Genomic DNA, 26,835 nt, shown 5'->3' with positions numbered 1-26,835 from the left:
CGTAGTTACGTACGTCGTACGTAGTGCGCTATGGTGGGCCGCATGGCAACTACGTACGCTGTACTTAGTGAAGGTCTGGAGAAGCGCTTCGGCGCTGTGCGGGCACTGCGCGGGCTCGACCTCGCGGTGCCGGAGGGAACGGTCTGCGGGGTGCTCGGGCCCAACGGCGCGGGCAAGACGACGGCCGTACGCCTGCTGACGACGCTGCTCGCGCCGGACGCGGGCTCGGCCCGGGTCGCCGGGCACGACGTGGTGCGCGAGCAGGACGCGGTGCGCCGCGCGATCGGCGTGACCGGCCAGTCCACCTCCGTGGACGTGGAGCTGACCGGGCGGCAGAACCTGCGCCTGTTCGCCCGGCTGCACGGAATGCGCGGCGCGGCGGCCCGCGAGCGCGCCGGCGACCTGCTGGAACGCTTCGGGCTCGCGGAGGCGGCCGACCGGGCGGCGGGCACCTACTCCGGTGGCATGCGGCGCCGCCTCGACCTCGCGGCGAGCCTGGTGACCCACCCCCGGGTGCTGTTCCTCGACGAGCCGACCACCGGTCTGGACCCGGCGAGCCGGGGTGAGATCTGGGCCGCGGTCCGCGCGCTGACCGCGCGGGGCACCACGGTGCTGCTCACCACCCAGTACCTGGAGGAGGCCGACCGGCTCGCCGACCACATCGTGCTGATCGACCGGGGCCGTGCCGCCGTGACCGGCACCCCCGCCGACCTCAAGGCCCGGATCGGCGCCCGCGCCGAGGTCGCCGTCGCGAGCGGCGACGCGCTGCACCAGGCCGCCGCCGTGCTCGACCAGCTCACCGGCGCCGAGCCCCGGCTCGACGCCGCGACCCGCACGGTGAGCGCCCTGTCGATGGACCCGACGCTCACCCTGCCCCGCATCGTGCGCGCCCTGGACGGGGCCGGGGTCGCCATCCTCGACGTGAGCCTGCGCCCGCCCACCCTCGACGAGGTGTTCCTGCGCCTCACCGACGCCCCCGACCCCGCCAACTCCCGCAAGGAGCTCGTGACATGACCTCGCTCGCCCTCGACAGCACCGCCATGCTGGGCCGCCAGCTCCAGCGCCTCAAGCACGCGCCGGGCGTGCTGATCCTCACCCAGAGCATGCCCGTCTCGATGCTGCTGTTCTTCGGCTACGTCTTCGGCAGCGCGCTCGCCGTGCCGGGCCGGGAGTACCGGGCCTATCTGGTGCCGGGCCTGCTGGTGGCGACGGCGGCCAACGGCCTGATGACCGGGATGTTCCAGGCCGCCCAGGACTCCCACCGCGGGGTGATGGACCGGCTGCGCACCCTGCCGATGAGCCGGGCCGCCGTACCGGTCGGCCAGAGCGCCGCCGATCTGCTCACCACCGCGCTCGGCATGGTGCCGCTGATGCTCGTGGGGCTCGCGGTCGGCTGGCGGATCGACGCGGGGCCGCTCGCCGCGCTCGGCGCCTTCGCCCTCGTGATGCTGCTGCGCCTGACGACCACCTGGATCGGCTCCTACCTGGGCCTGCTCACCCGCAGCGAGGAGGCCGCGGGACAGCTGGGCTCGGCCACGTTCATGCTGCCGCTGCTCTCCAACGCCTACATCCCCACCGACCGGCTCCCCTCCTGGCTGCGCACCCTCGCCGAGTGGAACCCGATCAGCGCCGTGGCCTCGGCCGTGCGCGAGCTGTGCGGCCAGGGCTCGCCCGCCGCCGGCGCGGCCTGGCCGGTGGCCCATCCGGTGGCCGGCTCGCTCCTCTGGTGCGGCGCGCTCCTCGCGCTCTTCGTACCGCTCGCGGTGCGGCGCTACGCGCACAACGGGCGCTGAACGGCGCCGCGAGGTGACAAGGGCGGCCGGTCCGCGACAGGTACGGCTATGGCATCGCCCGTGCCTGGCTCACACGGTCGCGGATCGGGCCGCGCATCCGCAGCTCGTGGCGCGCGGGCGCCGGCGGGAGGTGGAGTCACCGGTGGGGCCACTGCGGGCGCTACTGCCGCCCATCGATCTGGGCGGCAGTCAGGAGGCGTGCAAGGGTGCGGTGCCCGCGCTCGGCGAGCACACCTGCGCGACGCTGCGTGCCCTGGGAATGACGGACGAGCAGGTGGCAGAGGTGCGCCGGGACGGCGTGATCGCCTGAACGCGTGCGCCGGGTCTCGGGGGTGGGTTCAGCCGCGGCTGCCGAAGAGCGAGCGGCGCAGCCGCCGCAGCGGTGCGAAGAGCGAGACGCGAGCGCTCCTGCTCCTGCGGGTGTGCGCAAGGTCACGCGAGGTCAGCTCACGCATCAGCAACGTCGCCTCGGCCGCCTCGCGCTGCGGGACGGCAGGGCCGCCGAGCACCGAGAGGTGGCGGTCGAGCCGCGAACTGGTCGCGCTGCTCCCGCAGGTGATGGCAGGCACTCGTGCCCTGCCGCGCACTGTTATCTGTTCCATGTCACTCCCCACCCGTACGAGGGCACCCGGCCCCGGGCAGGTTAACCCTATCGCCCCGGCGTCACACGCGTGAATCCGGTGGCAGGATTCACCTTTCCGGGGCGGCGGGTTGACGGTGATGCCCCGAATACACCTGATTCCAGGGCGAGTTGGACACCTTGCTGATGGCTCGTCACGCACAGTCGCGAGCCGTGTTCCTACGCGCCGGGCCATGCCGTTCACTGGGCGGCACCGGTCGGCACCGGTCGGCACCTGGCCCAACGGTGACGAGCGAGAAGGAGGCCCCGGCGGACGGAGCCTCCCCCTCGGCCGGGCGGTTTCAGGCCGCGCGCGTGAAGGCGGGCAGGTAGGCGCCCGACTGGCCGGCGGCGGTCGGGTGGTAGGACTCGCCGATGTTGGTCCACACCACGCTGTTCAGCCACGGGCTGGAGGAGCAGATCTCGTGGTTGGTGAAGCCCCCCACGACATCGGCGAAGCTGAAGCCGTGGTCGGCGGCGCGCTTGGCGGTCACCGAGTTGAGCTCGTCGGCGGCGCCGTTGATCGCCGAGCGTGACGTCTCGCTCAGACCGGCGATGCAGCTGCCGCCGATCTTGTAGAAGTGCGGGTAGCCGATGACCACGACGTGCGCGTTGGGCGCCTTGGATCTGATCGCCGAGTACACCGAGTCGAGCAGTCCGGGCAGCGTCGAATCGACGTAACTCCGCGCGGCGGCAACCTTGTTGACGCAGGTGGACTCCGAGTACAGGACGCAGGTGGTCATGACGTCCGAGAAGCCGGCGTCGTTGCCTCCGATGGTGATCGAGACGAGGTCGGTCGTGGAGCTGAGCGGGCCGAGCTGGCTCGACGTGACATCACCCGTACGAGCGCCGGAGCACGCGGTGAAGTTGAACGAGACGGGTGAATGGGCCGCCGCCCACAGGGCCGGGTAGGCCTTCGTGGAGCGCTTGCAGCTGCCGCTCGAACTGTCGTAGCTCCCGGAGCCGACACCGGAGGAGTACGAGTCGCCGAGGGCCACGTAGTGGGATCCGGCCGCCTGGGTTGCCGCGGCGGCCACGCCGGCCCCGGTGAGGGACAGCGGGACGGCCAGTACGAGCGCCCATGCATAAGCCGCGATTCGGGACAGTTTCATGGAACCTCCTTGTAGCGGGTTTTCCGCCACGGCAGTGGTACCAGCCCCCACGGGCCGCGGGAAGTGTCCATGCCAAGAACAACCGGCGGACATCTCCGCCTATCTGAGGATCCATCAGCAACTCGCGAGTAATCCTTCACCGGAGCGCCACACTCCGCCGACGGCGCGCCAAGTGCCGTTCACCGTCGGCGCGTTGGCGTCTTGACGGACCTGTCCGGACTGCGCCACATTGAAGCCTCGCATCCGGCGCATCGGGGGGAACCGTCGCCAATGCAGACCATCAGGGACAGATCGGCGGCGCGCACGCCCATCGCCGACGACGCGCTGCCCGTTCTCGCCGGAGCGGTGCTCGCCGCCTCCGCCGCGGGCGGCGCCCTGGCGTTCGCCGGCCTGGACTCTCCGCTGCGCGCGCCGCTCGCGCTCTTCTCCTTGGTGGCCGCGCCCGCGGAGGCGGCCGCATTCTCCCTGCGCCGGCTGGAACCGCTCACGCGCATCGTGGCGTCGCTGTCAGGAGCAGTCCTCATCGACCTGGCGACCGCCGAAAGCATGGCGGCTCTTCACCTCTGGTCGGCCCGCAACGGCGTCACCGCGGTGGGCGCGATCAGCTTTCTCCTCTTCCTGCTCGGAACGGGGGTGATTCGCCCGGGGGCCGGCCGTGGAAATCCGGTGGACATCACGGAAACGTAAGGTCCCGGACGGGGTCTTGCCCTACAGTCGCCCACATCAATACCGTCTTACATCCACCCGCAACGGTCCATCACGCACGGCGTCCTGGGGAGGGCCTACGCGTCGCGATGGATACCGCCGCGGGGCGCGGTAGGGGGGTACCGTGCCCGGTTTTCGCCTTGCGCCGACCGGACCACGGACCGCGCGGCCAGCAAGCCAGCTCACCCGACGGGGTGCGGTGCGCCATGCCGTCATGACCGGGTGAGAACCCCCCTTTCGTAACCGGACACCCAATCAGGACCACCCGGGGGCGGGCGGTCCACCGGACGAGAGGGACCGCAATACCTCATGACTCCTTCCGTGCGCCCGGCCGTTCCGGGCCAAGATCAATCAATGGCGGATTCGACGGCCGGCCACACGGCGTCCGGTGCTCACGACCGAATATCCGCCGCTTATCGGCCGGTTTCGGAAAACCTCGCCATTGCACCGCCGGTGAGCGTCGTCATCCCGGCGATGAATGAGGCCGAGAATCTTCCCTACGTCTTCAAGACACTTCCGGACTGGATCCACGAAGTCGTCCTGGTCGACGGGAATTCCACCGACGACACGGTGCGGGTCGCCCGCGAACTGCGGCCCGACGTCAAGGTCGTCAAGCAGGTCGGCAAGGGCAAGGGCGACGCACTGATCAGCGGCTTCGCGGCCTGCACCGGGGACATCATCGTCATGGTCGACGCGGACGGATCCGCGGACGGCGAGGAGATCGTCAGCTATGTCTCGGCCCTGGTCGGCGGCGCGGACTTCGCCAAGGGCTCCCGCTTCGCCAACGGCGGCGGCACCGACGACATGACCCCGATCCGCAGGCTCGGCAACGCCGTGCTGTGCGGCATCGTCAACCGCAAGTTCGGCGCGCGCTACACCGATCTCTGCTACGGCTACAACGCCTTCTGGAAGCACTGCCTGGACAAGATCGTGCTCGACTGCTCCGGGTTCGAGATAGAGACGCTGATCAACATCCGGATCGTGAAGGCGGGCCTGCGCGTCCAGGAGGTCCCCAGTTACGAGTACAACCGCATCCACGGCGTCTCCAACCTCAGCGCGGTGCGCGACGGCATCCGGGTGCTCAAGGTGATCCTGCGGGAGAAGGCGGTGCCCCGGGCACACCGGCGCCGGCAGGCCGTCTTCCTCAACGCCAGGCGGGGAGAGGTTTCTTGACGCACCGTCACTTCTCCGTGGTGATCTGCGTGTACACCGAGGACCGCTGGGAGGACATCCTGGCGGCGGTCTCCTCGGTGCGCGCGCAGTCGCTGCCCGCCCTGGAGACGCTGCTCGTGGTCGACCACAACGAGCGGCTCAGGGAGCGGCTCGGCCGGGAGTTCGGACGGTACGCCCCGAGCGGGGAGGTGCGGGTGCTCGCCAACGCGGGCCCCCGTGGCCTCTCGGCCGGCCGCAACACCGCCATCGCGGTCGCCAGGGGCGAGTTCGTGGCGTTCCTCGACGACGACGCCGTGGCCGAGCGGGACTGGCTGCGGCACTTCGCGCAGGGCTACGACGACCCGCGCGTGATGGCCGTCGGGGGCCGCACCCTGCCCGTCTGGTCCTCGGGACGCAGGCCCGGATGGTTTCCCGAGGAGTTCGACTGGATCGTGGGCTGCACCTACCGGGGGCTGCCTCCGGGCCGCGTCGAAGTGCGCAACGTCCTCGGCGGCAACGCCTCCTTCCGCAGGAGCGCCTTCGACGCGGCGGGCGGCTTCGCCACCGGCATCGGCCGCGACGGCGACAAACGGCCGCTGGGCTGCGAGGAGACGGAGCTGTGCATCCGGCTCAGCCGCGCGCTGCCCGGGTCCGTGCTGCTCATCGACGACCGTGCGGTCATCCACCACCGGGTGCCGGCCGCCCGGGAGCGCTTCGGCTACTTCCGCACCCGGGCGTACGCCGAAGGGCTCTCCAAGGCTCTGGTGGCCCGAAGTGTCGGCGCGGACAAGGGACTTGAGTCCGAGCGGCGCTACACCACCCGGGTGCTTCCGGCCGGGGTGGCGCGCGGGGTACGGGACGCGGTGCTCGGCCGGGCCGGCGGCGCCGGCCGGGCGGGTGCGATCGTGGCGGGGGTGGCGCTCGCGGCCGGCGGCTACCTGGTGGGCGCGGCGCGGGCGGCGCGGAGCGGGGGCGGCTTCACGGTGGCACCCATCGAGCGCGTCCGCACCCCGCGCCCGGACGCGGGGCCCGCACCCTCGGAGCCTGCCGGGACGCCCGCGTCCCCGGAACCTGCGGGAGCGCCCGCGGGCCCGGAGCCGGCCGGTGAGTCCGCGTCCGCCGAGCCGGCCGGGAAGGCCGGACACCCCGAGCGGGCCGAGGAGGGCGAGGCGGCATGACAGCGGCCCGCACGGGACCCGTACCCGTCCTGATGTACCACTCGGTGGCGCACAGCCCCGCGAAGGCGGCGTTCGCGCTGTCCGTCTCGCCGGACGCGTTCGCCGACCAGATGGAGCTGCTGAGCGAGCTGGGGTGCACGCCCATCACCACCGCCCAGCTGGCGCACGCCTGGCGCACCGCGGGCGCGCTGCCCCGCCGCCCCGTCCTGATCACCTTCGACGACGGTTACGAGGGGGTGCACCGGCACGCCCTGCCGGTGCTCGCCACGTACGGCTTCGTCTCCACGCTCTTCGTGTCGACGGGCTGGCTGCGCGGCGCGCACGACGGGGGCGGCGCCCTGGACACGATGCTGGACTGGGACCAGGTGCGCGCGCTCGCGGCGGCCGGGACCGAGATCGGCGGCCACAGCCACAGCCATCAGCAGCTCGACCAACTCGGCGACGAGCGGCTCTGGTTCGAGACCCTGCGCTGTCGGGAGATCATCGCCGACGAGCTCGGCGCCCGCCCCCTCTCGTTCGCCTACCCCTACGGCTACTCCAGCCGCCGGGTGCGGCGCACGGTGCGCTCGGCGGGCTTCGCCCAGGCGCTCGCCGTGGGCAACGGGCTCGCCGAGCGGCGTCAGGGCCCCTACGCCCTGGAGCGGGTGACGGTCCGGCGCGGCACGGACCTGGACGCCTTCGAGCGGCTCGTCGCGGGCGGCGGGCGCGAGATCCGGCGCGCCTTCGCCGCCGACCGCGTCCTGACCAAGGGCTATGCGGTGCTCCGCGCGGCCCGGCGGGCGAACCGCGCCCTGACCGGCGACTGAGAGCGGCCCGGCCGCCGGCCGGGCCGACGGCCCCCTTCTCGTCAGGGGGTGCGCCTCATGTCAACGGGTGAGCCAGCGCACCTCGTAGGCGTCCATGGACAGGGTCCTGCCGTCCACCGTCGCGTCGACGGCACGGTCGAGGGTGTTGACGACGAGAACGTTCTTGGCGTTCGCCAGCACGCGGACGTCCGCCACGTCGGCGGCGGCGATGTCGACATCGGTGAAGCGGGTGCCGGGCGGGAACGCCCGGGCGAACCGCGCGATCAGCGTGTACATGGGCAACTCCCGGCCGCCGTCGCCGTGTTGGGTCGGTGACCACAGACAGCCGGGGCAGGGGCCGCTCTTCTCCTCGGGGCTCCAGTACAGGGCGGTGCCGACGCCGCCGCGCGCGAGCGCCATCATGCCCGCGGCCTGGGTGGCCACGCGCCGCTGCTCGCTCCAGCCGGACCCCTGGGGCTCCACGTAGTACTCGGCCCACCACAGCGGCAGACCGGCCCGCTCGCGCAGCCATGTGCTGACCGCGGTGAACTTGTCCGTCGCGGCGAAGGCGTCGGGGAGCAGCTCGTCGGTGCGGGTGAAACTGGCGCCGTCGACCACCACGAAGTCGGCGCCCCTGCGGTGCTCGTTCCAGTACGTGAAGGCGTCGAGCACCCGCTGGTCCACCGAGCCCCAGGGGCCTTTGAGCGCGGAGGCGAAGGACTGGTCCTGGGGGCCGTAGCTGTCCATGGCCAGATAGGGGCCGCCGACGAGGTTGTCCTCGCGCACCTTCTTCAGCGCCGTGTACACCGCGTTGTAGAGCCGGGTGTAGCCCTCGTAGTTCCAGCGCTGGGCGCTGTCGTCGTAGAACCCCTTGAACTCGTTCCACACGATGAAGTGCCGCACGTCGGGGTAGCGCCGGGCCACCTTGGCGGCGAGGTCCGCGAAGTCCTGGTAGTGGGCGGGCAGGGGGGCCGTCTCCAGGGACCGTACGCTCCAGTCCGTGCTGCCCGCCCCGGCCCGGCCGCCCTTCATCCAGTCCGGCGCGCAGCACAGGGTGATGACGGGGGTGGCGCCCGTGGAGCGGATGTAGCCCACGCGGCGGTCTAGGTCGGAGAAGTCGTAGTGACCGGGCGAGGGTTCGGGGTTGCCCGCGCCCCAGCCCATGATCGCCTGGTCCTGCGGCAGGCCCTGCGCCGAGAGCAGGGCCCGGGCGCGCGTCACGGCCGCGTCGGCGCCGGAGTCCGCGCTGTACTGGGTGTGGGTGAAGCCCCAGCCGAGGGCGGGGTCGGTGTTGCTGGGGCCGGTCGGGCCGGGGCCCGCCTCGCCGTCGTGGCCGCCGGTGCAGCCGACGGCGAGGAGCAGGGCGAGCGTGACCAGGACGGCCGCGGCCAGGGCCCGGGCGGAACGGCGCCGGGGCCGGGTGACCGGTGACCCCTGGTGCCGGACGGCGACTCCTCGGTGACGTTCCATCAACAGCCAGCGTATGGGCGGTAGTTGACGTTCCGCCCGCTTTTCCCGTAACAACGCCGGAACGCCCCCCGGTCCCCCGACGGGACAAAACACGTGCGCGTGCGGACGTGGTGCCGGATCATGGGCGCATGTCCGCAACCCCAGAGGCCTCGCTGCCGATCCGGCTGACCATGGACGACAGCGACTCGCCGTCCGACGTCGTCGACGCGCTCTTCCTCGGCCGCTTCGCCACGGGCGAGCAGCCGTTCTCGCACAGCTCCTCCATCGACCGCGTCAAGAAGGGCCTCACCCTGCTGCCGCCCGCCGCGAAGGTGCTGCGCGCCGCCCGCGACGACGACCGCAGCGCGACGCTCGCCGAGGGCCCGGGCTGGACGCTGCTCGTCTCGCGCTGGAACCGCGGCGCCGACGTGACGGTCACCGCCACCACCGAGGAGCTGGCCGAGCAGGTGCTGAAGCAGGCCACCGACGGCGCGGAGGACGAGCCCGAACCCCAGCCCGAGAACGTCACGATGGGGTTCTGGTACGTGTCGCCGCGCCGCGGCCCGCACCGCACCACGCGCCAGATCGCGGCGGGGACGTGGGACGAGGTGCGGCCCAACTACACGGCGCCGGTGGCCGATGCCATGGACCGCCTCATGAAGGTGACCCCGGACGACATCGCGGGCCGGCTGCTGCTGCTCCACGGCCCGCCGGGCACCGGGAAGACCTCGGCGCTGCGCACGCTGGCGCGGTCGTGGCGCGACTGGTGCCAGGTCGACTGCGTGCTCGACCCGGAGCGGCTCTTCAACGACGTCGGCTATCTGATGGACATCGCGATCGGCGAGGACGACGGCAACGCCAAGGGCCGCTGGCGGCTGCTCCTGTTGGAGGACTGCGACGAGCTGATCCGCGGCGAGGCCAAGCACACCGCGGGCCAGGCGCTGTCGCGGCTGCTCAACCTGACCGACGGGCTGCTCGGCCAGGGCCGCAACGTCCTGGTGGGCGTCACGACCAACGAGGACCTGGAGCGCCTGCACCCCGCGGTGGTCCGCCCCGGCCGCTGTCTGGCCCGGATCGAGGTCGGCCCGCTGACCCGGACGGAGGCGGTCGGCTGGCTCGGCGCCGAGGAGGGCGTGGGCCACGACGGGGCGACCCTGGCCGAGCTGTACGCGCTGCGCCGCGGCACCTCACCGGCCTCGGTCCCGGACCAGCGGCCGGGGGCCGACGCCGGGCTGTACCTGTAGGGCGGACCGCTACCGGCCGTACGCCGCCCGGAGCGCGTCCTCGATCGCGGCGCGGGCGGCGTCACGGCCGAGGCCCAGGCGGTGGACCTCCCCGGCGTAGGTGGCCGCCGCGGCCGCGGCCAGCCGTTCGGAGGCGTCGCCCGCGGCGGCGACGAACGTCCCGTTGCGGCCCCGGGTCTCGATGACGCCGTCCGCCTCAAGGGCGCGATAGGCCTTGGCCACCGTGTTCGCGGCGAGCCCGAGCTCCTCGGCGAGCCCGCGGACGGTCGGCAGTTTGTGGCCCACCGGCAGCTTGCCGGAACGGGCCCGGTCGGCGATCTGGGCACGCAGTTGCTCGTACGGCGCGGTGGCCGCGCCCTGGTCGATCACGATCTTGAGGGTCACCCGCCGATTCTCCCCCGCGCCGCCGCCCACCGGGAACACCGGGGAGGCGTCCGGGTGCGCGCCCCGAAATCGGGAGGCGGCGCCCCCGGGGCCCCGCGTAGCGTGCGCGTCCGATGCCCATGATCGCGGCGGCCCGGGCGCGGCCCGCCACGAGGACCACGGAGGTACGTCATGCCCGCGAGCTCGGCCGGGGCCGGCACCCTTATCGAGATCGTCCTGGTCAAGGCCGGGCGTACGAAGCTGCGGTACCCGGCGTCGGTGGTGTCGGACGACGGGGTCCGGCTGACCGTGCGCGCCCCTTGGGCGGGCGAGGGCGTGCGTGACTTCGGCTTCGTGCGGTTCGAGCCCGGCGACGTGTTCACCGAGCACTACTGGCGCGACCGCTGGTACGCGGTGAAGGAGGTCCGCGCCGGGGACGGGGCGCTCAAGGGCTGGTACTGCGACATCGCCCGGCCCGCGGTCCTCGGACAGGGCGAGCTGATCTCCGAGGACCTGGACCTCGACCTCTGGGTGTCGGCGGACGGCGCCGCCGTACTGCGCCTGGACGAGGACGAGTTCGCGCAGAGCGGGCTCATCGAGAGCGACCCCGGGGCGGCCGCCCGCGCCGTGGCGGCACTGGACGAGCTCGAACTCCGCGCGAAGACCGGCCGGTTCACCGCCTTGACCGACTAGGCACCCGTGGCACCCGTGGCGACGATCACGTACCGCTCGTCGTCCACCTCGCGCCCCCACAACCGGGCGTCCCCCGACAGCCGCTGGTAGCGCGGCTCGGCGGGCAGCGCGGCGAGGGCCGCGGCGAGGCGGGCCGCCGGTATGCCGGCCTCGCCCCACACCCCCTCGACCAGGACCAGCCGGCCGCCGGGGCGCAGCAGCGACCACCAGTGGCGCAGCGCCGACTCGGGGTCGGGCAGGGCCCACACCACATGGCGGGCCAGGATCACGTCGAAGGCGCGGCCCCCGACGGGCGGGCGCGCCGCGTCCCCCAGCAGCACCTCGGCGCCGGTGCCGGCCAGCTTGGCGCGGGCGCGCTCGGCCATCCGGGGCGACAGGTCGACCGCCGTGACGCGGTGGCCCCGCCCGGCGGCGAGCAGCGAGAGGCTTCCGGTGCCGCAGCCCAGGTCGAGCACATCGCCGGCCCGCGCGGGAAGCCAGCGCGCGAGGTACTCGTCCCAGGCCGCGCGCACCACCGGGTCGAGCAGCCCGTGGTCGGCGTCCTGGTCGAAGGTGTCGGCCTGGGCGTCCCAGTCGATGGTGGTGTCGTCGTCCATGCCCCGATCGTGCCAGGCAGCACTGACAACCGGCCCGGCGCTCAGGTCAGGCCCGGGGCCCAGGTCAGGCCCGGCGCTCAGGTCAGGCCCGGGGCTCGCCCGGCGGGCGGCGCGAGCACCTTGCGGTAGTGCAGGCGGTCGTAGGGGCCGTCCACGCGCCGTTCGACCAGCTCGTATCCGTACCGCGGATAGATCCGCTGGTTCTCCCACATCAACGCGTTGGTGTAGAGCCGCACTTCGGGCAGGCCGAGCGAGCGGGCGTGCTCGTCCACGAAACGCAGCAGGCGTCCGCCGAGGCCCGTGCCCCGGACGTCCGGGTGAACGGCGATGGAGTCGAGGAAGAGGTGGTCGCTCCCGGCGACGAGGACGAGCACCCCGACGACGGGGTCACCGGCGACGAAGACGTGCCCCGCCGCGACATCGGCCGCGTGGTCGGCCTCCATCGGGACGGGCACCACGCCGATGCGCTCGATGTAGGGCCGGTAGGCGGCGTCGGTCACCTCGCGCACGCGCGGTACGTCGTCGGCGTCCGCGAGCCGGATCTCCTCGTTCATGGGGACACGGTACGTCGCGCGGGGGCCGTTCTTAATCGCTTCTGAGTACGTCCTTAACCGCACCATAAAGATCGCCATCACCCGCTCCCAGCAGGGGATTTCACGGTTTTCGGGGGCTAGCGTCAGGAGCGCCGGACGGGATATCCGGCGGTCATGAACCCCCACGCCCCACGCCCGTGCACCACCGAAGGAGTACCCCACGATGACCTTCCCCCCGCTCTCCACCGCGTTCGAGCACCGGGGACCCCGTCGGCGCAGGGCCGCCGTCGTGGCCGCCGTCGGCTTCGTGCCGCTGGCCCTGACGGGTCTCGCGGCCGGGCCGGCCGCGGCCCACGGTTCCATGACGGATCCGGTGAGCCGGGTCTCGGCCTGTTACGCGGAGGGTCCCGAGAGCCCGAAGTCCGCGGCGTGCAAGGCGGCCGTCGCGGCGAGCGGCGCGCAGGCCTTCTACGACTGGAACGCGGTGAACATGGCGAACGCGGCGGGCAGGTCGAAGGAGATCATCCCGGACGGCGAGCTGTGCAGCGGCGGCAACGCCAAGTACAAGGGCCTCGACCTGCCGCGCGCGGACTGGCCGGCCACCCGGCTCACCGCGGGCTCCCACACCTTCCGCTACAAGGGGACGGCTCCGCACAAGGGCTCGTTCGAGCTGTACGTCACCAAGGACGGCTACGACCCGTCGAAGCCGCTCAAGTGGTCCGACCTGGAGGCGACGCCGTTCCTCAAGGTGACCGACCCGCCGATGCAGGGCGGCGACTACGTCTTCGAGGGGAAGATCCCGGCCCGCTCGGGGCGCCACCTCATCTACTCGATCTGGCAGCGCTCGGACAGCCCCGAGGCGTTCTACACCTGCTCCGACGTGGTGTTCGGCAAGGACAGTGGCAGCGGCTCGGCGGGCGGCGCGCCCGCGCCGGCGGCGTCCGCGCCCACCGAGCAGGAGATCGCGGACGGCGCCGCCAAGTCGACGGTCCAGCACCACCACGGCGGCGCCGCGACCCCGGGCACCCGGCCGGACGCCGCCCCGGCGGCGCAGGACGAGCCCGCCGGCAACGAACCGCGCCCGAACGGCGACGCGGCGGCCACCCCGGTCGGCACGAGCGGCGCCGCGGGCGGCACGCAGAACCTCGCGGAGACCGGGGGCGACAGCACCACCCCGTACCTCGCGATCGGCGGCGCCGGGGCGATCGCCCTCGGCGCGGTGGCGCTGTTCTCCACCCTGCGCCGCAAGGCCGCGACGGCCGGACGGCACGGCCGCTGACCGTACGCCGCACGAGCAAAGTGCCCCCTCCCGGCTGCCGGGAGGGGGCACTTGCTCATGGGCCGCCTCGGCCGGGTCAGCCGATGACGGAGGCGCAGGTGGTGGGGGTGGCGTGCGCCGGGTCCAGCGCGTTGGCCACCTCGTGGTAGGCGACGCGGTCGGTGAGACCGATCGCCACGTGCTCGGAGAGGTCGAGCGCGCACTTGTCCTGGATGAGGACGTTGTGCACGTCGGGGCCGTCGAGGAACTGCGAGCGGTAGGGGGTGACCACCTCGTCGTACTGGGACGCGATGACGGTGTAGTGCACGCCGGGGACGGTGTCGCCGCCCTGGTTCAGCCTGGTGATGAAGGGCGATCCGGCGATCTGGTCGGCGAGGCCGGGGGTGGCGAGCGTGAGCAGGTCCTGGGCGCCGGGGAAGTACGGCAGGAGCCGGGTCAGCCCGTCGAGGGTGGTGCCGTGGTTGTCGGGGGCGATGCCGACGAGCGCGTTGACCTTGGCGGCGCCGCCGAGGAACTTCAGGTACCAGCGCGGCATCATGCCGCCCTGCGAGTGTCCGACCAGGTCGGCCTTGGAGGCGCCGGTCGCGGCGAGGACCTTGTCGGTGAAGGCGGCGAGCTGGGCCGCCGACTTGTCGATGGGGCCGAGGCCGTCGAAGAGGGGGACGCCGGGGAGTTGGCCGTAGTCGAGGGAGAAGACGCAGTACCCGCGGTCGGCCAGGTACGGCGCGAGGGCCAGCCAGTTGTCGGTGCCGTTGCCGAAGGTGCCGTGCACCAGGACGACGGGGCGGGGGTGGGCGGCGGAGGGCTTGCAGGTGTAGTCGTTCCAGCCGCTGCTCGGCGCGGACCGGGCGTGCGCGGCGGTGGCCGGGGCGAGCGCGGCCGCCGCGGCGAGCAGCAGCGCGGACAGGGGTCTGAGCACACGTTTCCAGGGCAGCATCGGGTGATCTCCTTGCGGCTCAAGGGAGTTGCGATGGGGGATTCGCCCTGCGGCCCGGACCACAAGTGAGGGGTGCCGTACTGGGTGTGTACGGGGCGTGCTCACGCCAAATTACGCACGGGTAGCCGAGGAGTGAAGTTACGCGTCAGTAAAAACTCCTGGAGCAAGCACGGGAGTGCGCACGGTGCCCCGGCACGGCGGCCGTTCGTCCCAGTCCTGTCACTTCACGCCGAGTGCCCCCTTCGTCGCGGTACGTTCACGGCGAGTGCCATCGCCTTGGGGGGAACCATGCGCAAGAATCCGCTCAGCTCCGCCGTCGCCGTCGCCGTCGCCGTCGCCGCCACCGCCTGCCTCGCCCTGACCGCCTGCGGCCCGGGCGGGGGCGGCACCGCCCGACCGTCCGCCACGGCGCCCGCCTCCACCGCCACGCCGGGGAGCGGCTCGGCCGCCCCGGGGAGCGGGGCCGGACCGGCCGCGCAGCCGCTCGGCACGCCGTCGCGCACCGTCGGGGCCGGGCTCGTCGGCATCCTGGAGATCACCCCGACCACCGTCGTCCACGCCCGCACGGCGAAGTCAACGGTGTCGCGGTTCGGCACCTTCGCCGTCATCACCACCAAGGACGCCTCGCTGACGTCGAACGCGGCCGACGAGGAGCCCGCCGGCGCCAACGGGGCCAAGGGGGGCTGGCGTTGGCTCTGCCCCGACGGGCAGAGCGTCGCCGAGGGCAACGGCGCCGCGCACCAGGTCTCGGTGGCCGGGTACGACGGGGCCGGCCGGATCGAGCCCGGGACGTCCCAGCTGCGCTCCGAGGTCTTCGACCTGACACCGGCGCAGGCCGGGGCGGGCGGCACGCTCGTATACACGGACGCCACCGGCGAGGAGACCCGGTGGAAGGTTCCGGCCGGTGACGCCGGCCCCGGGGCGGCGGACGTCAGGAAGCGGCTGGCCTCCTGACGCCGGCCCCGGGGCCCCGCGGTCAGGCCGCGTCCGACAGGGAGCCGGGGACGACGGCCCGGGGGCCGAACTTGGCGCGGGCCCGGTCGGCCACCGCCTCGATGCGGCGGGCCCGTTCGTCCTCGGGGGCGAACGTCAGCTGGTGGGCGGCGTGTTCGGCGTCCATGAGCCCCTCGGCCCGCAGCGAGATGCCGCGGACCCTGGCCCGTTGCAGGCCGAGCGCGGCGTGCAGGGCGTAGGCCAGGTCCGTGAGGGCGGGCGAGTGGGCCGAGGGCTCGCGCAGGGTGCGGGTACGGGTGGTGGTGGACCGGTCGGCATAGCGGACGGTGAGGGCGAGGGAGCGGCACACCTGGTCGGCGCCGCGCAGCCGGACGCCCAGCTCCTCGGCCAGGGACAGCAGGGCCCTGCGGTGGTGCACCGGGTCCAACTCGTCGCGGGGGAAGGAGCGTTCGGCCCCGAGGGAGCGGGCGGAGGCGTTCGGGACCACCGGGGTGCGGTCGATGCCGCGGGCCCGCTCCTGGAGTTCGCGGCCCTGCCGGGCGCCGAGGATCCGCTGGACGGTGCCGGAGGGAGCCGCGGCGAGGCGGCCCGCGGTGTCGAGTCCGTACGCGCACAGGCCGCGGGCGGTGGTGCGGCCGACGCCGTCGAGGGCGCGGACCGGCAGCGCGGCGAGGAAGCGGTCCACCTCCTCGGGGCGCACCGTGCGGGTCGTGCCGGCCCGGGCGTCCCGCGCGGCCATCCTGGCCAGCATCGGGTTGGGGGCGAGCCCGATGGCGCAGTCCAGGCCGAGGTGGGCGAGGGCGCGGACGCGCAGGACGGCGGCGAGCTGACCGGCGTCCTGGCCGAAGTACTTCTCGGCGCCGCCGAGGTCGGCGAGGAGGCCGTCGGGCGGCAGCGCCTGGACGACCGGGGTGAGCCCTTCGGCCAGGGCGGTCAGCGCGGGAAGCGCGGCACCCGCGTCCGTGAGGTCGAAGCGTGCGCAGAGGATCATCCGGCGCTCCCCGGGCTCGAATGCCACAACTTCCGCCCGGTGGCGGCCTGTTCACCTGCCGGTCGCAGGTCGGCCCAGGGGTTCAGTTCGTAGCCGGTGGACAGGTGGATGCGACGCTCGGCGCCGGCGGGGCCGGGCGGTGCGGGCGCGTCGGGGGTGGCCCGCTCCGCGTCGGCGGGGGCGGGGGGCTCGGGCGGCGCCGCGAGGCGGGCCGAGACCGCGTCGAGGCCGCCGGCGCGGCGCAGCTCGACGAGTTCGGCGAGGTCCCAGGCGCGGGCTCCCACCACGCTGAGGCTGCGGGGGCCGCGCCGCTGCACCACGCCCCGTACGAGCAGGAGCCAGGAGTGGAAGACGGTGTAGGCGCAGGCGTCGTGGCTGTCGTCGAAGAAGGCCAGGTCGACCAGGCCGGTGCCGTCGTCCAGGGTGCTGAAGACGACCCGCCTGCCGGAGCGGATCGGCGGGGTCTGGGTGGCGGCCTTGGCGCCCGCCACCAGGACGGTCTGCCCGTGCTCGGCGTCGCGCAGCCGCTTGGCGGAGACGACGCCGAGCTCGTTCAGGAAGGCGGTGTGGTCCTGCATCAGATGGCGGGAGGTGTCCATGCCGAGGACGCCGAGCTCGGCGCTGAGCCGCTCCGCCTCGTCCAGGTCGGGCAGCCCGGCGCCGGCCGTCAACGCGCCGCCGTCCAGCGGGAGTTGACCGCCCGGAGCGCGGCGGGCGCCGTGGAGTTCGGACAGGTGGAGCAGCAGGTCGCGCCGGTTGGCGCCGAACGCGTCGAGCGCGCCGATCCGGGCGAGGCGTTCGGCGACCGGGCGGCTGGGCCTGGCCCGTTGCCAGAAGTCGCGCAGGGACGCATAGGGCCGGCCGGCCTCGATGCGGGCGCTCTCGGCCTCGCTGATGCCGTGGACGTCGCAGAGCGCGAGCCGCACCCCCCAGGTACCGGACACCAGTTCGATTGCATGGGCGGCCGAGGACCGGTTCACGTCCACCGGCAGGATCGGCACCCCGCGCCGGCGGGCGTCCGCGAGCAGCAGGCGCTTGGGGTACATCCCGGGATCGTGGGTGAGCAGCCCGGCGTAGAAGGCGGCCGGGTGGTGCGCCTTGAGCCAGGCCGACTGGTAGGTGGGCACGGCGAACGCGACGGCGTGCGCCTTGCAGAAGCCGTACGACCCGAAGGCCTCGACGATCTCCCAGGTGCGGGCGACCACCTCGGGCGCGTAGCCGCGCTCCTCGGCGCGCTGGGCGAACCAGACCTTGATGCGGGCCTGCACCTGCGGGTCGGAGAGCCCGCGGCGCACCCGGTCGGCCTCGCCCCGGCCGCAGCCGGTCATGACGTTCACCATCTCGATGATCTGCTCGTGGAAGACGACCACCCCGTAGGTGTCGCGCAGCGCGTCGGCCAGGTCGGGGTGCGGGAAGCGGGCCGGGGCCCGGCCGTGCCGGGCCTCGATGAAGGGGCGCACCATGTCGGCCGCGACCGGGCCCGGCCGGAACAGCGAGATGTCGACGACCAGGTCGTGGAAGGTCGACGGCTGGAGCCGTCCGACCAGATCGCGCTGGCCCGGCGACTCGATCTGGAAGCAGCCCAGCGTCTCGGTGGACTTGATGAGCCGGTAGGTCTTCGGGTCGCCCGGCGGGACCTGCGCCGGGTCGTCGAGGTCGAGTTCCTCGCCGGTGGCCCGGCCGATCTCGGCGACCGCGTGGGCCATCGCGGACTGCATCCGCACGCCGAGGACGTCCAGCTTGAGCAGGCCGAGGTCCTCCACGTCCTCCTTGTCGAACTGGGACATGGGGAAGGGGGCGCTCCCCCGCTCCCCGGGGCCCAGCGGGATCTCGCCGCTGGTGGGCACCACGGGGGTGCGGCGCAGCAGTGAGGCGTCCGAGAGGAGCACGCCGCAGGGGTGCATGGCGATGCCGCGCGGCAGGGCGTCCAGCGCCTCGACGAGTTCCCAGAGCTTGCCGTACTTGTCCATCTCCCCTGCCAGGGACCGCAGTTCGGGCAGTTCCTTCAGGGCGGTGCGGGCGTCGCGGGCCCGGATGTGGGGGAAGGACTTGGCGATCTTGTCGATCACCGCCGGGTCCATGGACAGGGCGGCGCCCACGTCCCGGATGGCGTGCCGCACCCGGTAGGTCTCGGGCATGGCCACGGCGGCCACCCGCTCGGTGCCGAAGCGGTCGATGATCGCGCGGTAGACGTCGAGCCGGCGGGCGGACTCCACGTCGATGTCGATGTCGGGCAGCACCGGCCGCTGCTTGGACAGGAAGCGCTCCATCAGGAGCCCGTTCTCGACGGGGTCGGCGTGGGCGATGCCGAGGAGGTGGTTGACGAGCGAGCCCGCGCCGGAGCCGCGCGCCGCGACCCGGATGCCCATCTCCCGTACGTCGTCCACGACTTGGGCGACGGTGAGGAAGTACGAGGCGAATCCCCAGTGCGCGATGATGTCCAGCTCGTGGTGCATCCGCTCCCAGTACGCGCGCCGGCCGCCGTAGCCGCGCAGCACCATGCCGGCGGCGGCCCGCGAGGCGAGGACGCGCTGCGGGGTGCGGTCGGCCGCGCCGACCAGGTGCGGCTCGGGGAAGTGGGCGAAGGTCTTGATGCCGAGGTCGTCCTGGGGGTCGACGAGGCACTCGGCGGCGGTCTCCTCGGTCATGGCCAGGAGGCGGTGGGCGACGTCGCGCCGCCAGCCGGCCGCCTCGGCGACCCGTTCGGCGATCTTGAACATGGCGTCCGCGTCCTTGAGCCAGCGCTCGCCGCTGTCGAACGGCGGACGCACCGGCTCCAGGCGCCGCGCGGCGTCCAGCACGTCGGCGACCGGCCCCTGTCCGGGGTCGGCGTAGCGCGCGGCGTTGGTGAGGACCGCGCGGACGCCCTGTTCGGCGGCGAAGCCGACGGTGCGCGCGGCGAGCCGCAGCGATCCGGGCCCGGTCCCCCGGAGCCCGTGGTGGACGGCTTCGAGGCGCAGCGCGTCACCGTAGATCTCCCGCCAGGGCGCGAGCAGGCGGGCGGCCCGGTCGGGGCGGCCCGCGCTCAGCGCGCGGCCGATCTCGGAAGCCGGGCCGAGCAGCACGGTGAGCCCCTGGGCGGGCAGGTCGCCCTGGGACAGGAGCGGGCGGCCGGCGGCGGTGTGCGCGGCGCCGACCAGGCGGCAGAGCTCGGCCCAGCCGGCGGCACCGTCGCGGGCCAGGAAGGTGACCCGGGGCGCGGACTCGTCGACGAAGGCGCCGCCGCGCACGGGGGTGCGCGGGGTGTGGGTGCGGGCGGCGCGGGTGCCCACGAGGTGTTCGGGCACCGCGAGTTCGGCTCCGAACAGCGGGCGGATCCCCGCCTTGGCGCAGGCCTTGGCGAAGCGGACCGTGCCCGCGAGGGTGTCCCGGTCGGTCAGGGCGAGGGCGTCCATGCCGCGGTCGGCGGCGCGCTCGGCCAGCCGTTCCGGGTGGGAGGCCCCGTAGCGCAGGGAGTGGCCCGAAACGGTGTGCAGATGCGTGAACCCGGGCATCCGCACCTCCTACCGATCCGTTCTCACCTCCCCCTCCCTTCCACCATAGACCAGTTCGAACGCACGTGCGACACACCTGTTCGAATACCTGTCGGACGGTCCCCGGCAGAGGTGCGAGGGCTCAGGACGGATCGCTGGTGATCACCGCGAACGGGGCGCCGAACGGGTCGAGCAGCATCGCGATCCGGCCCGCTCCCGGGGTGTCCATGGGCGCGATGATCAGGGTCGCGCCGAGCCCCTGGGCGGTGGCGGCAGCGGCGTCGCAGTCCTCGACCTCGATGTAGGGGTGCCATTCGGAGGTGGAGCCCGCGTCCTGGTGCCCCTGCGGCAGCTGCATGATGCCGCCGTGCATGGTCCGCTCGCCGCCGCCGGCGGGCCCGGCGATGGTGTACTCGACGCCGCCTCCCATGGGCATGTCACGGGTCTCCCACGACAGAACGGTCCGGTAGAACGCCTTCGCCGCCTCGGCGTCGGTGGTGTACAGCTCGATCCAGCTGACGCTGCCGGGGTCGTTGACGCGTTCGAGCCCATCGGTGTCCCGGGGCTGCCACACCGCGAACTCGGCGCCCGCCGGGTCGGTGAAGCCGGCCATCCGGCCCGCGGTGAAGACGTCCGACGGCGGGACGCGCACGGTGCCGCCCGCCTGCTCGACCGCCTTGGCGGTGGCGTCGGCGTCCACCGTGCGGAAGTACACCGTCCAGGCCGAGCGCGCGCCCTCCTCGGTCAGCGGGCCGGCGGCGGCCACGGTCCTGCCGTCCTGCTGGAAGAAGCCGTAGCCCCCGGCCTCGGGCCCCGCCGACCGGAAGTGCCAGCCGAACAGGCCGCCGTAGAAGGCGGCGGCCGCGTCGATGTCGGGGGTGCCGAGGTCGAGCCAGGTCAGGCCGCCCGGTACCTGTGTGGAGGTCAGCATGGAGGTGCTCCCGTCGCGTGCGTCTGCCGCCCGGGGCGACGCCGCCGGGCCTGCTCCCAGCGTGGCAGCGCGCGCCCCGCCCCGACAGCCGGACACGTCATGTCCGCCATTCGGCCCCGCACCGACTGCGTGAAGGGACCGCCCGGCAGAGCGTGGGGGCATGACTTTCGTCGACGAGGTGAAGAACGCCGTCACCGTGCGGGCCGCCCTGCTGGTCATCGGCGTACTGGGGCTGATGGTCGCCTTCATCGCGTCCTACGCCGGCGCCTTCCACCACCCGAAGCCGAAGGACATCTCCTTCGCCGTGGTCGCGCCCGCGCAGATCAGCGGAGAGCTCACCCAGCGCCTCGGCTCACTGCCCGGCGATCCGCTGGACGTGACGACGGCCAAGGACGCGGCCGACGCCACCCGGCAGCTGCGCGACCGCAGCATCGACGGGGCGCTGATCGTCGACCCGCGCGGCACCACCGACCGGCTGCTCGTGGCGAGCGGCGGCGGCGCCTCGCTCGCGCAGGCGGTGGAGGAGATCGCGACCGCGGCCGAGAAGGCGCAGCAGCGCACCGTGCAGGTGGTCGACGTCGCCCCCGCGGCCGCGGGCGACTCCCGCACGCTGTCCGCGTTCTACCTCGTCGTCGGCTGGTGCGTGGGCGGCTATCTCTGTGCCGCGATCCTGGCGATCAGCGCGGGCGCCCGGCCCGCCAACACCCATCGCGCGCTGATCCGGCTCGCGGTGCTCGCGGTGTACTCCGTCGCGGCGGGGCTGCTCGGCTCGCTCATCATCGGGCCGGTGCTCGACGCGCTGCCCGGCAGCTACCTCGGCCTCGCCGGGCTCGGGGCGCTGGTGGTGTTCGCGGTCGGGGCCACCACCCTGGCCTTCCAGGGGCTGGCCGGTGTCGTCGGCATCGGCCTGGCGATCCTGGTCATCGTCGTGCTCGGCAACCCGAGCGCGGGCGGCGCCTACCCGTATCCGCTGCTGCCGCCGTTCTGGCGGACCATCGGCCCCGGTCTGCCGCCCGGCGCCGGCACGTGGACGGCCCGGTCCATCGCGTACTTCAGGGGCGAGGCGGTCACCGGTCCGCTCCTGGTGCTCTCGGTCTGGGCGGTGGCCGGCGCCGTCATCACGCTCGTCCTGGCCGGGCTCAAGCGCGACCACGACCGCGACCGCGCCGAGCGGCCGGTCGGCGTGTGAGCGTTGCCCGCCGCCGCGGGCCGGCCCGAACGGGGCGGCCCGGGGCCCGGCGGGCTACCCGCCGTAGTACGCCCGCGTCATGAGCGCCTTCAGGTCGTCGATCATCGGCATCCGCGGGTTGGCGGGGGCGCACTGGTCGGCGTAGGCGTTCATCGCCTGGACGGGCAGCGCCTCGGTGAAGGCGGCCTCGTCCACGCCCTCCTCCTGGAAGGAGGCCGGGATGCCGCACCGGGCGCGCAGGTCCTCGACGGCCCGCGCGTAGGACTCGACGCCCTCCTCGGGGGTGGCGGCCGGCAGGCCCAGCGTCCTCGCGATCTCCTGGAAGCGCTCAGGGGCCCGGTAGACCTCGGCCTTCGGCCACGGGGTCGCCTTGCCGGTGACCGTGCCGTTGTGCCGGATCACATGCGGCAGGAGCAGCGCGTTGGCGCGCCCGTGGGCCACGTGGAAGGTGTTGCCGAGGGTGTGGGCCATGGCGTGCACCAGGCCGAGGAAGGCGTTGGCGAAGGCCATGCCCGCCACCGTGGAGGCGTTGTGCATCTTCTCGCGGGCCTCCGGGTCGGCCGCCCCGTTCACCACACAGCTCTCCAGGTTCTCGAAGATCAGCCGGATGGCCTGGAGGCAGAGCCCGTCGGTGTAGTCGTTGGCGTAGACCGAGACGTACGCCTCGGTGGCGTGGGTCAGGGCGTCGAAGCCGGAGTCGGCGGTCACGGTGGGCGGCAGGTGCAGCGGGAGCACCGGGTCGACGATCGCGACGTGCGGGGTCAGCGCGTAGTCGGCGAGCGCGTACTTCCGGGCGGCCTCCGGATCGGAGATGACCGCGAACGGGGTCACCTCGCTGCCCGTTCCCGAGGTGGTCGGGACCGCGACCAGCCGGGCCTTCCCGCCGAGCGCGGGGAAGGTGTAGGCGCGCTTGCGGATGTCGAAGAACTTCTCCTTCGTGTCCGCGAACTCGACCTCGGGGTGCTCGTACATCAGCCACATGATCTTGGCCGCGTCCATGGCCGAGCCGCCGCCGAGCGCGATGATCGTGTCCGGCCGGAAGTCGCGCATCAGCGCGGCTCCGGCCCTGACCGTGGCCAGCTCCGGGTTGGGCTCGACGTCGTCGATGACCTGGAGGGCGACCGGGTGGGAGCGGGCCTGGAGGATGGCGGTGACCTTCTGGACGAAGCCGAGCCTGCCCATCGTCCTGTCGGTGACGAGGCTGACCCGCTCCAGGCCGTCCATCTCCCCCAGGTGGCGCAGGGAGTTGCGCTCGAAGTAGATCTTCGGCGGGACCTTGAACCACTGCATGTTGGTGTTGCGCCGTCCGATCCGCTTGATGTTGAGCAGGTTGACCGCCGAGACGTTGCCGGACACCGAGTTGTGTCCGTAGGAGCCGCAGCCGAGGGTCAGGGAGGGCAGGAAGGCGTTGTAGACGTCGCCGATGCCGCCGAAGGTGGACGGCGCGTTCACGATCACGCGGACCGCCTTGACGCGCCGGCCGAACTCCTCGGCGAGCTCCTCGTCCTCGGTGTGGATGGCCGCGCTGTGGCCGAGGCCGTCGAACTCGACCATGGCGGCGCAGAGTTGGAGCCCGTTTTCGGTGGAGCGGGCCCTGAGCGCGGCGAGCACCGGGGACAGCTTCTCGCGGGTGAGCGGCTCGCCCTCGCCGACCTCCGCGCACTCGGCGATCAGCACCGAGGTGTCCTCGGGCACCTCGAAGCCGGCCTGTTCGGCGATCCACCGCGCGGACCGGCCGACCACGTCGGCGTTCAGCCGGGCGCCCGCGCAGGTGCTCGCGAAGGCGGTGGTGCCGAAGACGAACTCCTCCAGCTTGGTCTTCTCGGCCGCGCTCAGGACGTACGCGCCGAGCCGCTCGAACTCGGCGAGGCCCCGCTCGTACACCGCGTCGTCGAGGACGACGGCCTGCTCGGAGGCGCAGATCATGCCGTGGTCGAAGGACTTGGAGAGCACGATGTCGTGCACGGCACGGCCGAGCCGGGCGCTGCGGGTGACATAGGCGGGGACGTTGCCCGCGCCGACGCCGAGGGCGGGCTTGCCGCACGAGTAGGCGGCCCTGACCATCGCGTTGCCGCCGGTGGCGAGGATGGTGGAGACGCCCTCGTGGTGCATCAGGAGGCGGGTGGCCTCCATCGACGGGCTCTCGATCCACTGCACACAGCCCTCGGGCGCCCCGGCCTCGATCGCGGCGTCGCGCACCACCCGGGCGGCGGCGGCCGAGCAGTTCTGCGCCGAGGGGTGGAAGGCGAAGACGATCGGGTTGCGGGTCTTCAGGGCGATCAGCGCCTTGAAGACCGTCGTCGAGGTCGGGTTGGTGACCGGGGTCATCGCGCAGACGACGCCGACCGGCTCGGCGATCTCGGTGATGCCGTTCAGCTCGTCGCGGGCGATGACGCCCGCGGTCTTCAGGCCGCGCAGGGAGTTGACGACGTGTTCGCAGGCGAAGAGGTTCTTGACGGCCTTGTCCTCGAACAGGCCGCGCCCGGTCTCCTCGACGGCGAGCCGGGCCAGTTCCCCGTGCTCGCCCAGGGCCGCGAGGGAGGCCTTCCGGACGATGTGGTCGACCTGCTCCTGGGTGAACGACCCGAACCGGTCGAGCGCCTCCAGGGCGCCCCGTACGAGGGTGTCGACCATGGCCTCGGCGTTTGTGGCCTCCATGGCGGAACTCCTTCCGTCGAGCACGGGCACTGCGCGTTTCGCGATGCCGTTCCGATGTCTCCATTCGACATCCGCGCATCGCGCCCGTGGACCCGACAAAGCCCCTTTCCCGCAGGCCGAACGTCCCGACAGGTGACCGGGCGTCACTCTGAATAGCGCCTCTGACCTGCATGAACCCAGGAGGACTTAATACCCCTGCGCACTTGTGAAAACTTTCACAAGTTTTCCGGAGGGAGCTGCGCATCCGGGGTCTGTGCGGCCGGGGCCGATGCGGGAGGGGTCTGCGCAGGAGTGACCTGCGCGGGAGGGGCCTCCGCCGCCCCCGGCGAGGGCTGCGCACGCTCCAGGAAGCGCAGGAGTTCCACCGGGAACGGCAGGACCAGCGTCGAGTTCTTCTCGGCGGCCACCGCCACCACCGTCTGGAGCAGCCTCAGCTGGAGCGCGGCCGGCTGCTCGGACATCACCCCCGCCGCCTCGGCCAGCTTGCGGGACGCCTGGAGCTCGGCGTCGGCGTTGATGACCCGGGCCCGGCGCTCGCGGTCGGCCTCGGCCTGGCGGGCCATCGAGCGCTTCATCGTCTCCGGCAGTGACACGTCCTTGATCTCGACGCGGTCGATCTGCACGCCCCACCCGATGGCCGGACTGTCGATCATCAGCTCAAGGCCCTGGTTGAGCTTCTCGCGGTTCGACAGCAGGTCGTCCAGATCGCTCTTGCCGATGATCGAGCGCAGTGAGGTCTGCGCCATCTGCGAGACCGCGAACTGGTAGTCCTCGACCTGGATGACCGCGTCCGCCGGGTCGATCACCTTGAAGTAGATCACCGCGTCCACCCGGACCGTGACGTTGTCCCGCGTGATGCCGTCCTGCGCGGGCACCGGCATCGTCACGATCTGCATGTTCACCTTCCGCAGCCGGTCGACGAAGGGAAGGATCATCGTCAGGCCCGGCTCGCGCACCGAGTCCCTCAGGCGGCCGAGCCGGAACACCACCCCGCGCTCGTACTGCTTGACCACCCGCGCCGCCGCCAGAACGTAGACGACGCCGGCGGATCCGGCGGCGATCCCCGCCGCCACCAGTGCCTCGACCATGACGGCCCCCAAGGGTCCGGATCGGACGTGTACCTCGACGGTAACTCCGCGGCCCCTCCAGAGGGAGACCCCCGCCGCCACTCGTCGGGCCGCGAGTAGGCTGCGGCCGGACGGACGGGCTGGAGCGCGGTCAGTTCCCTGACCGGTGAGGGGGCCACGGTGCGGGACAGGGTGCGCGCGGCCGACGGCCGGATGCTCGCGGTGGAACAGTTCGGCGACCCGTCGGGCAGCCCGGTGTTCCTGCTGCACGGCACCCCCGGCAGCCGGCTCGGCCCCGCGCCGCGCGCCATGGTGCTCTACCACCGCAGGATCCAGGTCATCGCCTACGACCGGCCCGGCTACGGCGGATCCGACCGCCTGGCGGGCCGGCGGGTCGCCGATGCCGCGCGGGACGTGGAGGCGATAGCGGACCACTACGGCTTCGGGCGCTTCGCGGTCGTGGGCCGCTCCGGCGGCGCCCCGCACGCCCTGGCCTGTGCCGCGCTGCTGCCCGGCCGGGTCACCCGGGCCGCCGCCCTGGTCACGCTCGCGCCCCCGGACGCCGAGGGCCTCGACTGGTTCGAGGGCATGGCCGCCTCCAACGTGCTCGCCTACACCACGGGGGTGGCCGACCCGGAGGAGCTGGCCGCACGCTTCGTCGCGCGCTCGGCGCGCATCCGCGAGAACCCGGTGCGGCTCCTGGACGACCTGCGCAAGGAGCTCACCGAGGCCGACCGTCTGGTGGTCAAGGACGCCGGGGTCCGCTCGATGCTGCTGCGCAACTACCAGGAGGCGCTGCGGACTTCGGCGTACGGCTGGATCGACGACGCGCTCGCCTTCTGCCACCCGTGGGACTTCGACCCGGCCGCCATCACCGGTGACGTACTGCTGTGGCACGGCGAGCAGGACGTGTTCTCGCCCGTCGGCCACTACCACTGGCTCGCCGGGCGCATCCCGGGCGTGCGGGCCGTCCTGGAACCGGCCGCCGCGCACTTCGACGCCCTGCACGCGCTGCCCGGGGTGCTGCGCTGGCTCGTCGAGGAGTGAGGGCCGCGGCGGCGCGGGCCGGGGCCCGCACCGCCGCCCCTGCGCCACCCCGCACCGCGCCACCTCGCACCACGCCGCCCGGACCGG

Annotated in this window: 24 protein-coding genes and 1 pseudogene; 13 read left to right on the top strand and 12 right to left on the bottom strand. The window is 73.2% G+C overall.

Translation table 11 applies throughout. From position 1 onward, the window contains the following. The first annotated feature begins 42 nt into the window (after nucleotides 1-42). From ACGF3I_RS16420 to ACGF3I_RS16410, 3 genes are all read left to right on the top strand, one after another. The gene (locus ACGF3I_RS16420) at nucleotides 43-1,014 is read left to right on the top strand and encodes an ATP-binding cassette domain-containing protein (protein WP_393132445.1); all 972 of its coding nucleotides are present in this window, start codon (nucleotides 43-45) and stop codon (nucleotides 1,012-1,014) included. After that, on the top strand, nucleotides 1,011-1,793 hold the full coding sequence (locus tag ACGF3I_RS16415; protein WP_393132443.1) for an ABC transporter permease: 783 nt from the start codon (nucleotides 1,011-1,013) through the stop codon (nucleotides 1,791-1,793). The genes ACGF3I_RS16420 and ACGF3I_RS16415 overlap by 4 nt, the downstream gene beginning before the upstream one ends. Nucleotides 1,794-1,935: 142 nt before the next feature. After that, nucleotides 1,936-2,103: a hypothetical protein gene (locus ACGF3I_RS16410; RefSeq protein ID WP_393132441.1), complete on the top strand. Its 168-nt coding sequence runs from the start codon at nucleotides 1,936-1,938 to the stop codon at nucleotides 2,101-2,103. A 28-nt stretch (nucleotides 2,104-2,131) separates the two neighbouring features. Here ACGF3I_RS16410 and ACGF3I_RS16405 read toward each other — a convergent pair whose 3' ends face one another. Continuing rightward, entirely contained in the window at nucleotides 2,132-2,395 is a 264-nt protein-coding gene (locus ACGF3I_RS16405; RefSeq protein WP_393132439.1) for a hypothetical protein, read from the bottom strand. Between the two features lie 319 nt (nucleotides 2,396-2,714). Continuing rightward, a complete protein-coding gene (locus ACGF3I_RS16400) occupies nucleotides 2,715-3,524 on the bottom strand; it encodes an SGNH/GDSL hydrolase family protein (protein WP_393132437.1) in 810 nt (269 codons plus the stop codon). A gap of 270 nt (nucleotides 3,525-3,794) precedes the next feature. Between ACGF3I_RS16400 and ACGF3I_RS16395 the strand changes: the two genes are divergently transcribed. The 4 genes from ACGF3I_RS16395 (at nucleotide 3,795) to ACGF3I_RS16380 (ending at nucleotide 7,365) form a co-directional block, all read left to right on the top strand. Continuing rightward, nucleotides 3,795-4,211: a hypothetical protein gene (locus ACGF3I_RS16395; protein WP_393132435.1), complete on the top strand. Its 417-nt coding sequence runs from the start codon at nucleotides 3,795-3,797 to the stop codon at nucleotides 4,209-4,211. A gap of 372 nt (nucleotides 4,212-4,583) precedes the next feature. Then, on the top strand, nucleotides 4,584-5,402 hold the full coding sequence (locus ACGF3I_RS16390) for a glycosyltransferase family 2 protein (protein ID WP_393132433.1): 819 nt from the start codon (nucleotides 4,584-4,586) through the stop codon (nucleotides 5,400-5,402). Beyond that, nucleotides 5,399-6,559: a glycosyltransferase gene (locus ACGF3I_RS16385; RefSeq protein ID WP_393132431.1), complete on the top strand. Its 1,161-nt coding sequence runs from the start codon at nucleotides 5,399-5,401 to the stop codon at nucleotides 6,557-6,559. Before ACGF3I_RS16390 ends, ACGF3I_RS16385 begins: the two co-directional genes overlap by 4 nt. Next, entirely contained in the window at nucleotides 6,556-7,365 is an 810-nt protein-coding gene (locus tag ACGF3I_RS16380; RefSeq protein WP_393132429.1) for a polysaccharide deacetylase family protein, read from the top strand. The genes ACGF3I_RS16385 and ACGF3I_RS16380 overlap by 4 nt, the downstream gene beginning before the upstream one ends. A 60-nt stretch (nucleotides 7,366-7,425) precedes the next feature. Here the strand turns inward: ACGF3I_RS16380 and ACGF3I_RS16375 are convergent, their stop codons facing one another. Continuing rightward, nucleotides 7,426-8,814 (bottom strand): xylan 1,4-beta-xylosidase, encoded by a 1,389-nt coding sequence (locus tag ACGF3I_RS16375; RefSeq protein WP_393132427.1) that lies wholly within the window; start codon nucleotides 8,812-8,814, stop codon nucleotides 7,426-7,428. Between the two features lie 128 nt (nucleotides 8,815-8,942). On the opposite strand from ACGF3I_RS16375, the gene ACGF3I_RS16370 reads away from it, so the two are divergent. After that, nucleotides 8,943-10,037 (top strand): DUF5925 domain-containing protein, encoded by a 1,095-nt coding sequence (locus ACGF3I_RS16370; protein ID WP_393132425.1) that lies wholly within the window; start codon nucleotides 8,943-8,945, stop codon nucleotides 10,035-10,037. A 9-nt stretch (nucleotides 10,038-10,046) separates the two neighbouring features. Here ACGF3I_RS16370 and ACGF3I_RS16365 read toward each other — a convergent pair whose 3' ends face one another. Then, nucleotides 10,047-10,421 carry a GntR family transcriptional regulator gene (locus tag ACGF3I_RS16365; RefSeq protein ID WP_393132423.1) on the bottom strand — a complete coding sequence of 125 codons (375 nt, stop codon included), beginning with the start codon at nucleotides 10,419-10,421 and terminating at the stop codon, nucleotides 10,047-10,049. A 171-nt stretch (nucleotides 10,422-10,592) separates the two neighbouring features. On the opposite strand from ACGF3I_RS16365, the gene ACGF3I_RS16360 reads away from it, so the two are divergent. Beyond that, the gene (locus tag ACGF3I_RS16360) at nucleotides 10,593-11,093 is read left to right on the top strand and encodes a DUF402 domain-containing protein (protein ID WP_393132421.1); all 501 of its coding nucleotides are present in this window, start codon (nucleotides 10,593-10,595) and stop codon (nucleotides 11,091-11,093) included. Nucleotides 11,094-11,110: 17 nt separating this feature from the next. Here the strand turns inward: ACGF3I_RS16360 and ACGF3I_RS16355 are convergent. Together ACGF3I_RS16355 and ACGF3I_RS16350 are read right to left on the bottom strand one after the other, a co-directional pair. Further along, nucleotides 11,111-11,689 (bottom strand): annotated as a pseudogene (locus tag ACGF3I_RS16355) (class I SAM-dependent methyltransferase); the annotation flags it as partial. Between the two features lie 77 nt (nucleotides 11,690-11,766). Next, nucleotides 11,767-12,243, bottom strand: a complete 477-nt coding sequence (locus ACGF3I_RS16350) for a GNAT family N-acetyltransferase (protein ID WP_393132419.1) — start codon at nucleotides 12,241-12,243, stop codon at nucleotides 11,767-11,769. Nucleotides 12,244-12,445: 202 nt separating this feature from the next. On the opposite strand from ACGF3I_RS16350, the gene ACGF3I_RS16345 reads away from it, so the two are divergent. Further along, a complete protein-coding gene (locus ACGF3I_RS16345) occupies nucleotides 12,446-13,501 on the top strand; it encodes a lytic polysaccharide monooxygenase (protein ID WP_393132417.1) in 1,056 nt (351 codons plus the stop codon). A gap of 76 nt (nucleotides 13,502-13,577) precedes the next feature. On the opposite strand, the gene ACGF3I_RS16340 is transcribed toward ACGF3I_RS16345, so the two are convergent. Beyond that, nucleotides 13,578-14,438: an esterase/lipase family protein gene (locus ACGF3I_RS16340; RefSeq protein WP_393132415.1), complete on the bottom strand. Its 861-nt coding sequence runs from the start codon at nucleotides 14,436-14,438 to the stop codon at nucleotides 13,578-13,580. Nucleotides 14,439-14,726: 288 nt separating this feature from the next. Here ACGF3I_RS16340 and ACGF3I_RS16335 point away from each other — a divergent pair, with 288 nt between their 5' ends. Further along, complete coding sequence (locus tag ACGF3I_RS16335) at nucleotides 14,727-15,392, top strand: hypothetical protein (RefSeq protein ID WP_393132413.1); 666 nt, start codon at nucleotides 14,727-14,729, stop codon at nucleotides 15,390-15,392. A 22-nt stretch (nucleotides 15,393-15,414) separates the two neighbouring features. On the opposite strand, the gene ACGF3I_RS16330 is transcribed toward ACGF3I_RS16335, so the two are convergent. From ACGF3I_RS16330 to ACGF3I_RS16320, 3 genes are all read right to left on the bottom strand, one after another. Further along, nucleotides 15,415-16,383: a hypothetical protein gene (locus tag ACGF3I_RS16330; protein ID WP_393132412.1), complete on the bottom strand. Its 969-nt coding sequence runs from the start codon at nucleotides 16,381-16,383 to the stop codon at nucleotides 15,415-15,417. Further along, the gene (locus ACGF3I_RS16325) at nucleotides 16,380-19,877 is read right to left on the bottom strand and encodes a DNA polymerase III subunit alpha (protein WP_393132410.1); all 3,498 of its coding nucleotides are present in this window, start codon (nucleotides 19,875-19,877) and stop codon (nucleotides 16,380-16,382) included. Before ACGF3I_RS16325 ends, ACGF3I_RS16330 begins: the two co-directional genes overlap by 4 nt. A 121-nt stretch (nucleotides 19,878-19,998) precedes the next feature. Next, on the bottom strand, nucleotides 19,999-20,787 hold the full coding sequence (locus tag ACGF3I_RS16320) for a VOC family protein (protein ID WP_393132408.1): 789 nt from the start codon (nucleotides 20,785-20,787) through the stop codon (nucleotides 19,999-20,001). Between the two features lie 160 nt (nucleotides 20,788-20,947). On the opposite strand from ACGF3I_RS16320, the gene ACGF3I_RS16315 reads away from it, so the two are divergent. Continuing rightward, complete coding sequence (locus tag ACGF3I_RS16315; protein ID WP_393132406.1) at nucleotides 20,948-21,976, top strand: DUF3533 domain-containing protein; 1,029 nt, start codon at nucleotides 20,948-20,950, stop codon at nucleotides 21,974-21,976. Between the two features lie 54 nt (nucleotides 21,977-22,030). On the opposite strand, the gene adhE is transcribed toward ACGF3I_RS16315, so the two are convergent. Continuing rightward, nucleotides 22,031-24,634: a bifunctional acetaldehyde-CoA/alcohol dehydrogenase gene (gene adhE, locus ACGF3I_RS16310; protein WP_393132404.1), complete on the bottom strand. Its 2,604-nt coding sequence runs from the start codon at nucleotides 24,632-24,634 to the stop codon at nucleotides 22,031-22,033. Between the two features lie 215 nt (nucleotides 24,635-24,849). After that, nucleotides 24,850-25,722, bottom strand: coding sequence for a slipin family protein (locus tag ACGF3I_RS16305; protein WP_393132402.1), 873 nt, complete (start codon nucleotides 25,720-25,722; stop codon nucleotides 24,850-24,852). Nucleotides 25,723-25,881: 159 nt separating this feature from the next. Between ACGF3I_RS16305 and ACGF3I_RS16300 the strand changes: the two genes are divergently transcribed. Continuing rightward, complete coding sequence (locus ACGF3I_RS16300; protein ID WP_393132400.1) at nucleotides 25,882-26,748, top strand: alpha/beta fold hydrolase; 867 nt, start codon at nucleotides 25,882-25,884, stop codon at nucleotides 26,746-26,748. Nucleotides 26,749-26,835: the final 87 nt, after the last annotated feature.

It is taken from the genome of Streptomyces sp. NPDC048111 (genome assembly GCF_043202815.1).
Taxonomy (GTDB): domain Bacteria; phylum Actinomycetota; class Actinomycetes; order Streptomycetales; family Streptomycetaceae; genus Streptomyces.
The sequence above is the reverse complement of the archived record's forward strand: the minus strand, read 5'-3'. Positions and strand labels throughout refer to the sequence as shown.

Bases quoted from the DNA above. Each gene is read 5' to 3' on its own strand.
- ACGF3I_RS16390 (WP_393132433.1), top strand. From the start codon at position 4,584: ATGGCGGATTCGACGGCCGGCCACACGGCGTCCGGTGCTCACGACCGA.
- ACGF3I_RS16345 (WP_393132417.1), top strand. From the start codon at position 12,446: ATGACCTTCCCCCCGCTCTCCACCGCGTTCGAGCACCGGGGACCCCGT.
- ACGF3I_RS16420 (WP_393132445.1), top strand. From the start codon at position 43: ATGGCAACTACGTACGCTGTACTTAGTGAAGGTCTGGAGAAGCGCTTC.
- ACGF3I_RS16325 (WP_393132410.1), bottom strand. From the start codon at position 19,877: ATGCCCGGGTTCACGCATCTGCACACCGTTTCGGGCCACTCCCTGCGC.
- ACGF3I_RS16350 (WP_393132419.1), bottom strand. From the start codon at position 12,243: ATGAACGAGGAGATCCGGCTCGCGGACGCCGACGACGTACCGCGCGTG.
- ACGF3I_RS16330 (WP_393132412.1), bottom strand. From the start codon at position 16,383: ATGATCCTCTGCGCACGCTTCGACCTCACGGACGCGGGTGCCGCGCTT.
- ACGF3I_RS16335 (WP_393132413.1), top strand. From the start codon at position 14,727: ATGCGCAAGAATCCGCTCAGCTCCGCCGTCGCCGTCGCCGTCGCCGTC.
- ACGF3I_RS16305 (WP_393132402.1), bottom strand. From the start codon at position 25,722: ATGGTCGAGGCACTGGTGGCGGCGGGGATCGCCGCCGGATCCGCCGGC.
- ACGF3I_RS16415 (WP_393132443.1), top strand. From the start codon at position 1,011: ATGACCTCGCTCGCCCTCGACAGCACCGCCATGCTGGGCCGCCAGCTC.
- ACGF3I_RS16320 (WP_393132408.1), bottom strand. From the start codon at position 20,787: ATGCTGACCTCCACACAGGTACCGGGCGGCCTGACCTGGCTCGACCTC.
- ACGF3I_RS16400 (WP_393132437.1), bottom strand. From the start codon at position 3,524: ATGAAACTGTCCCGAATCGCGGCTTATGCATGGGCGCTCGTACTGGCC.
- ACGF3I_RS16370 (WP_393132425.1), top strand. From the start codon at position 8,943: ATGTCCGCAACCCCAGAGGCCTCGCTGCCGATCCGGCTGACCATGGAC.
- ACGF3I_RS16315 (WP_393132406.1), top strand. From the start codon at position 20,948: ATGACTTTCGTCGACGAGGTGAAGAACGCCGTCACCGTGCGGGCCGCC.
- ACGF3I_RS16405 (WP_393132439.1), bottom strand. From the start codon at position 2,395: ATGGAACAGATAACAGTGCGCGGCAGGGCACGAGTGCCTGCCATCACC.
- ACGF3I_RS16380 (WP_393132429.1), top strand. From the start codon at position 6,556: ATGACAGCGGCCCGCACGGGACCCGTACCCGTCCTGATGTACCACTCG.
- ACGF3I_RS16340 (WP_393132415.1), bottom strand. From the start codon at position 14,438: ATGCTGCCCTGGAAACGTGTGCTCAGACCCCTGTCCGCGCTGCTGCTC.
- ACGF3I_RS16395 (WP_393132435.1), top strand. From the start codon at position 3,795: ATGCAGACCATCAGGGACAGATCGGCGGCGCGCACGCCCATCGCCGAC.
- adhE (WP_393132404.1), bottom strand. From the start codon at position 24,634: ATGGAGGCCACAAACGCCGAGGCCATGGTCGACACCCTCGTACGGGGC.
- ACGF3I_RS16375 (WP_393132427.1), bottom strand. From the start codon at position 8,814: ATGGAACGTCACCGAGGAGTCGCCGTCCGGCACCAGGGGTCACCGGTC.
- ACGF3I_RS16360 (WP_393132421.1), top strand. From the start codon at position 10,593: ATGCCCGCGAGCTCGGCCGGGGCCGGCACCCTTATCGAGATCGTCCTG.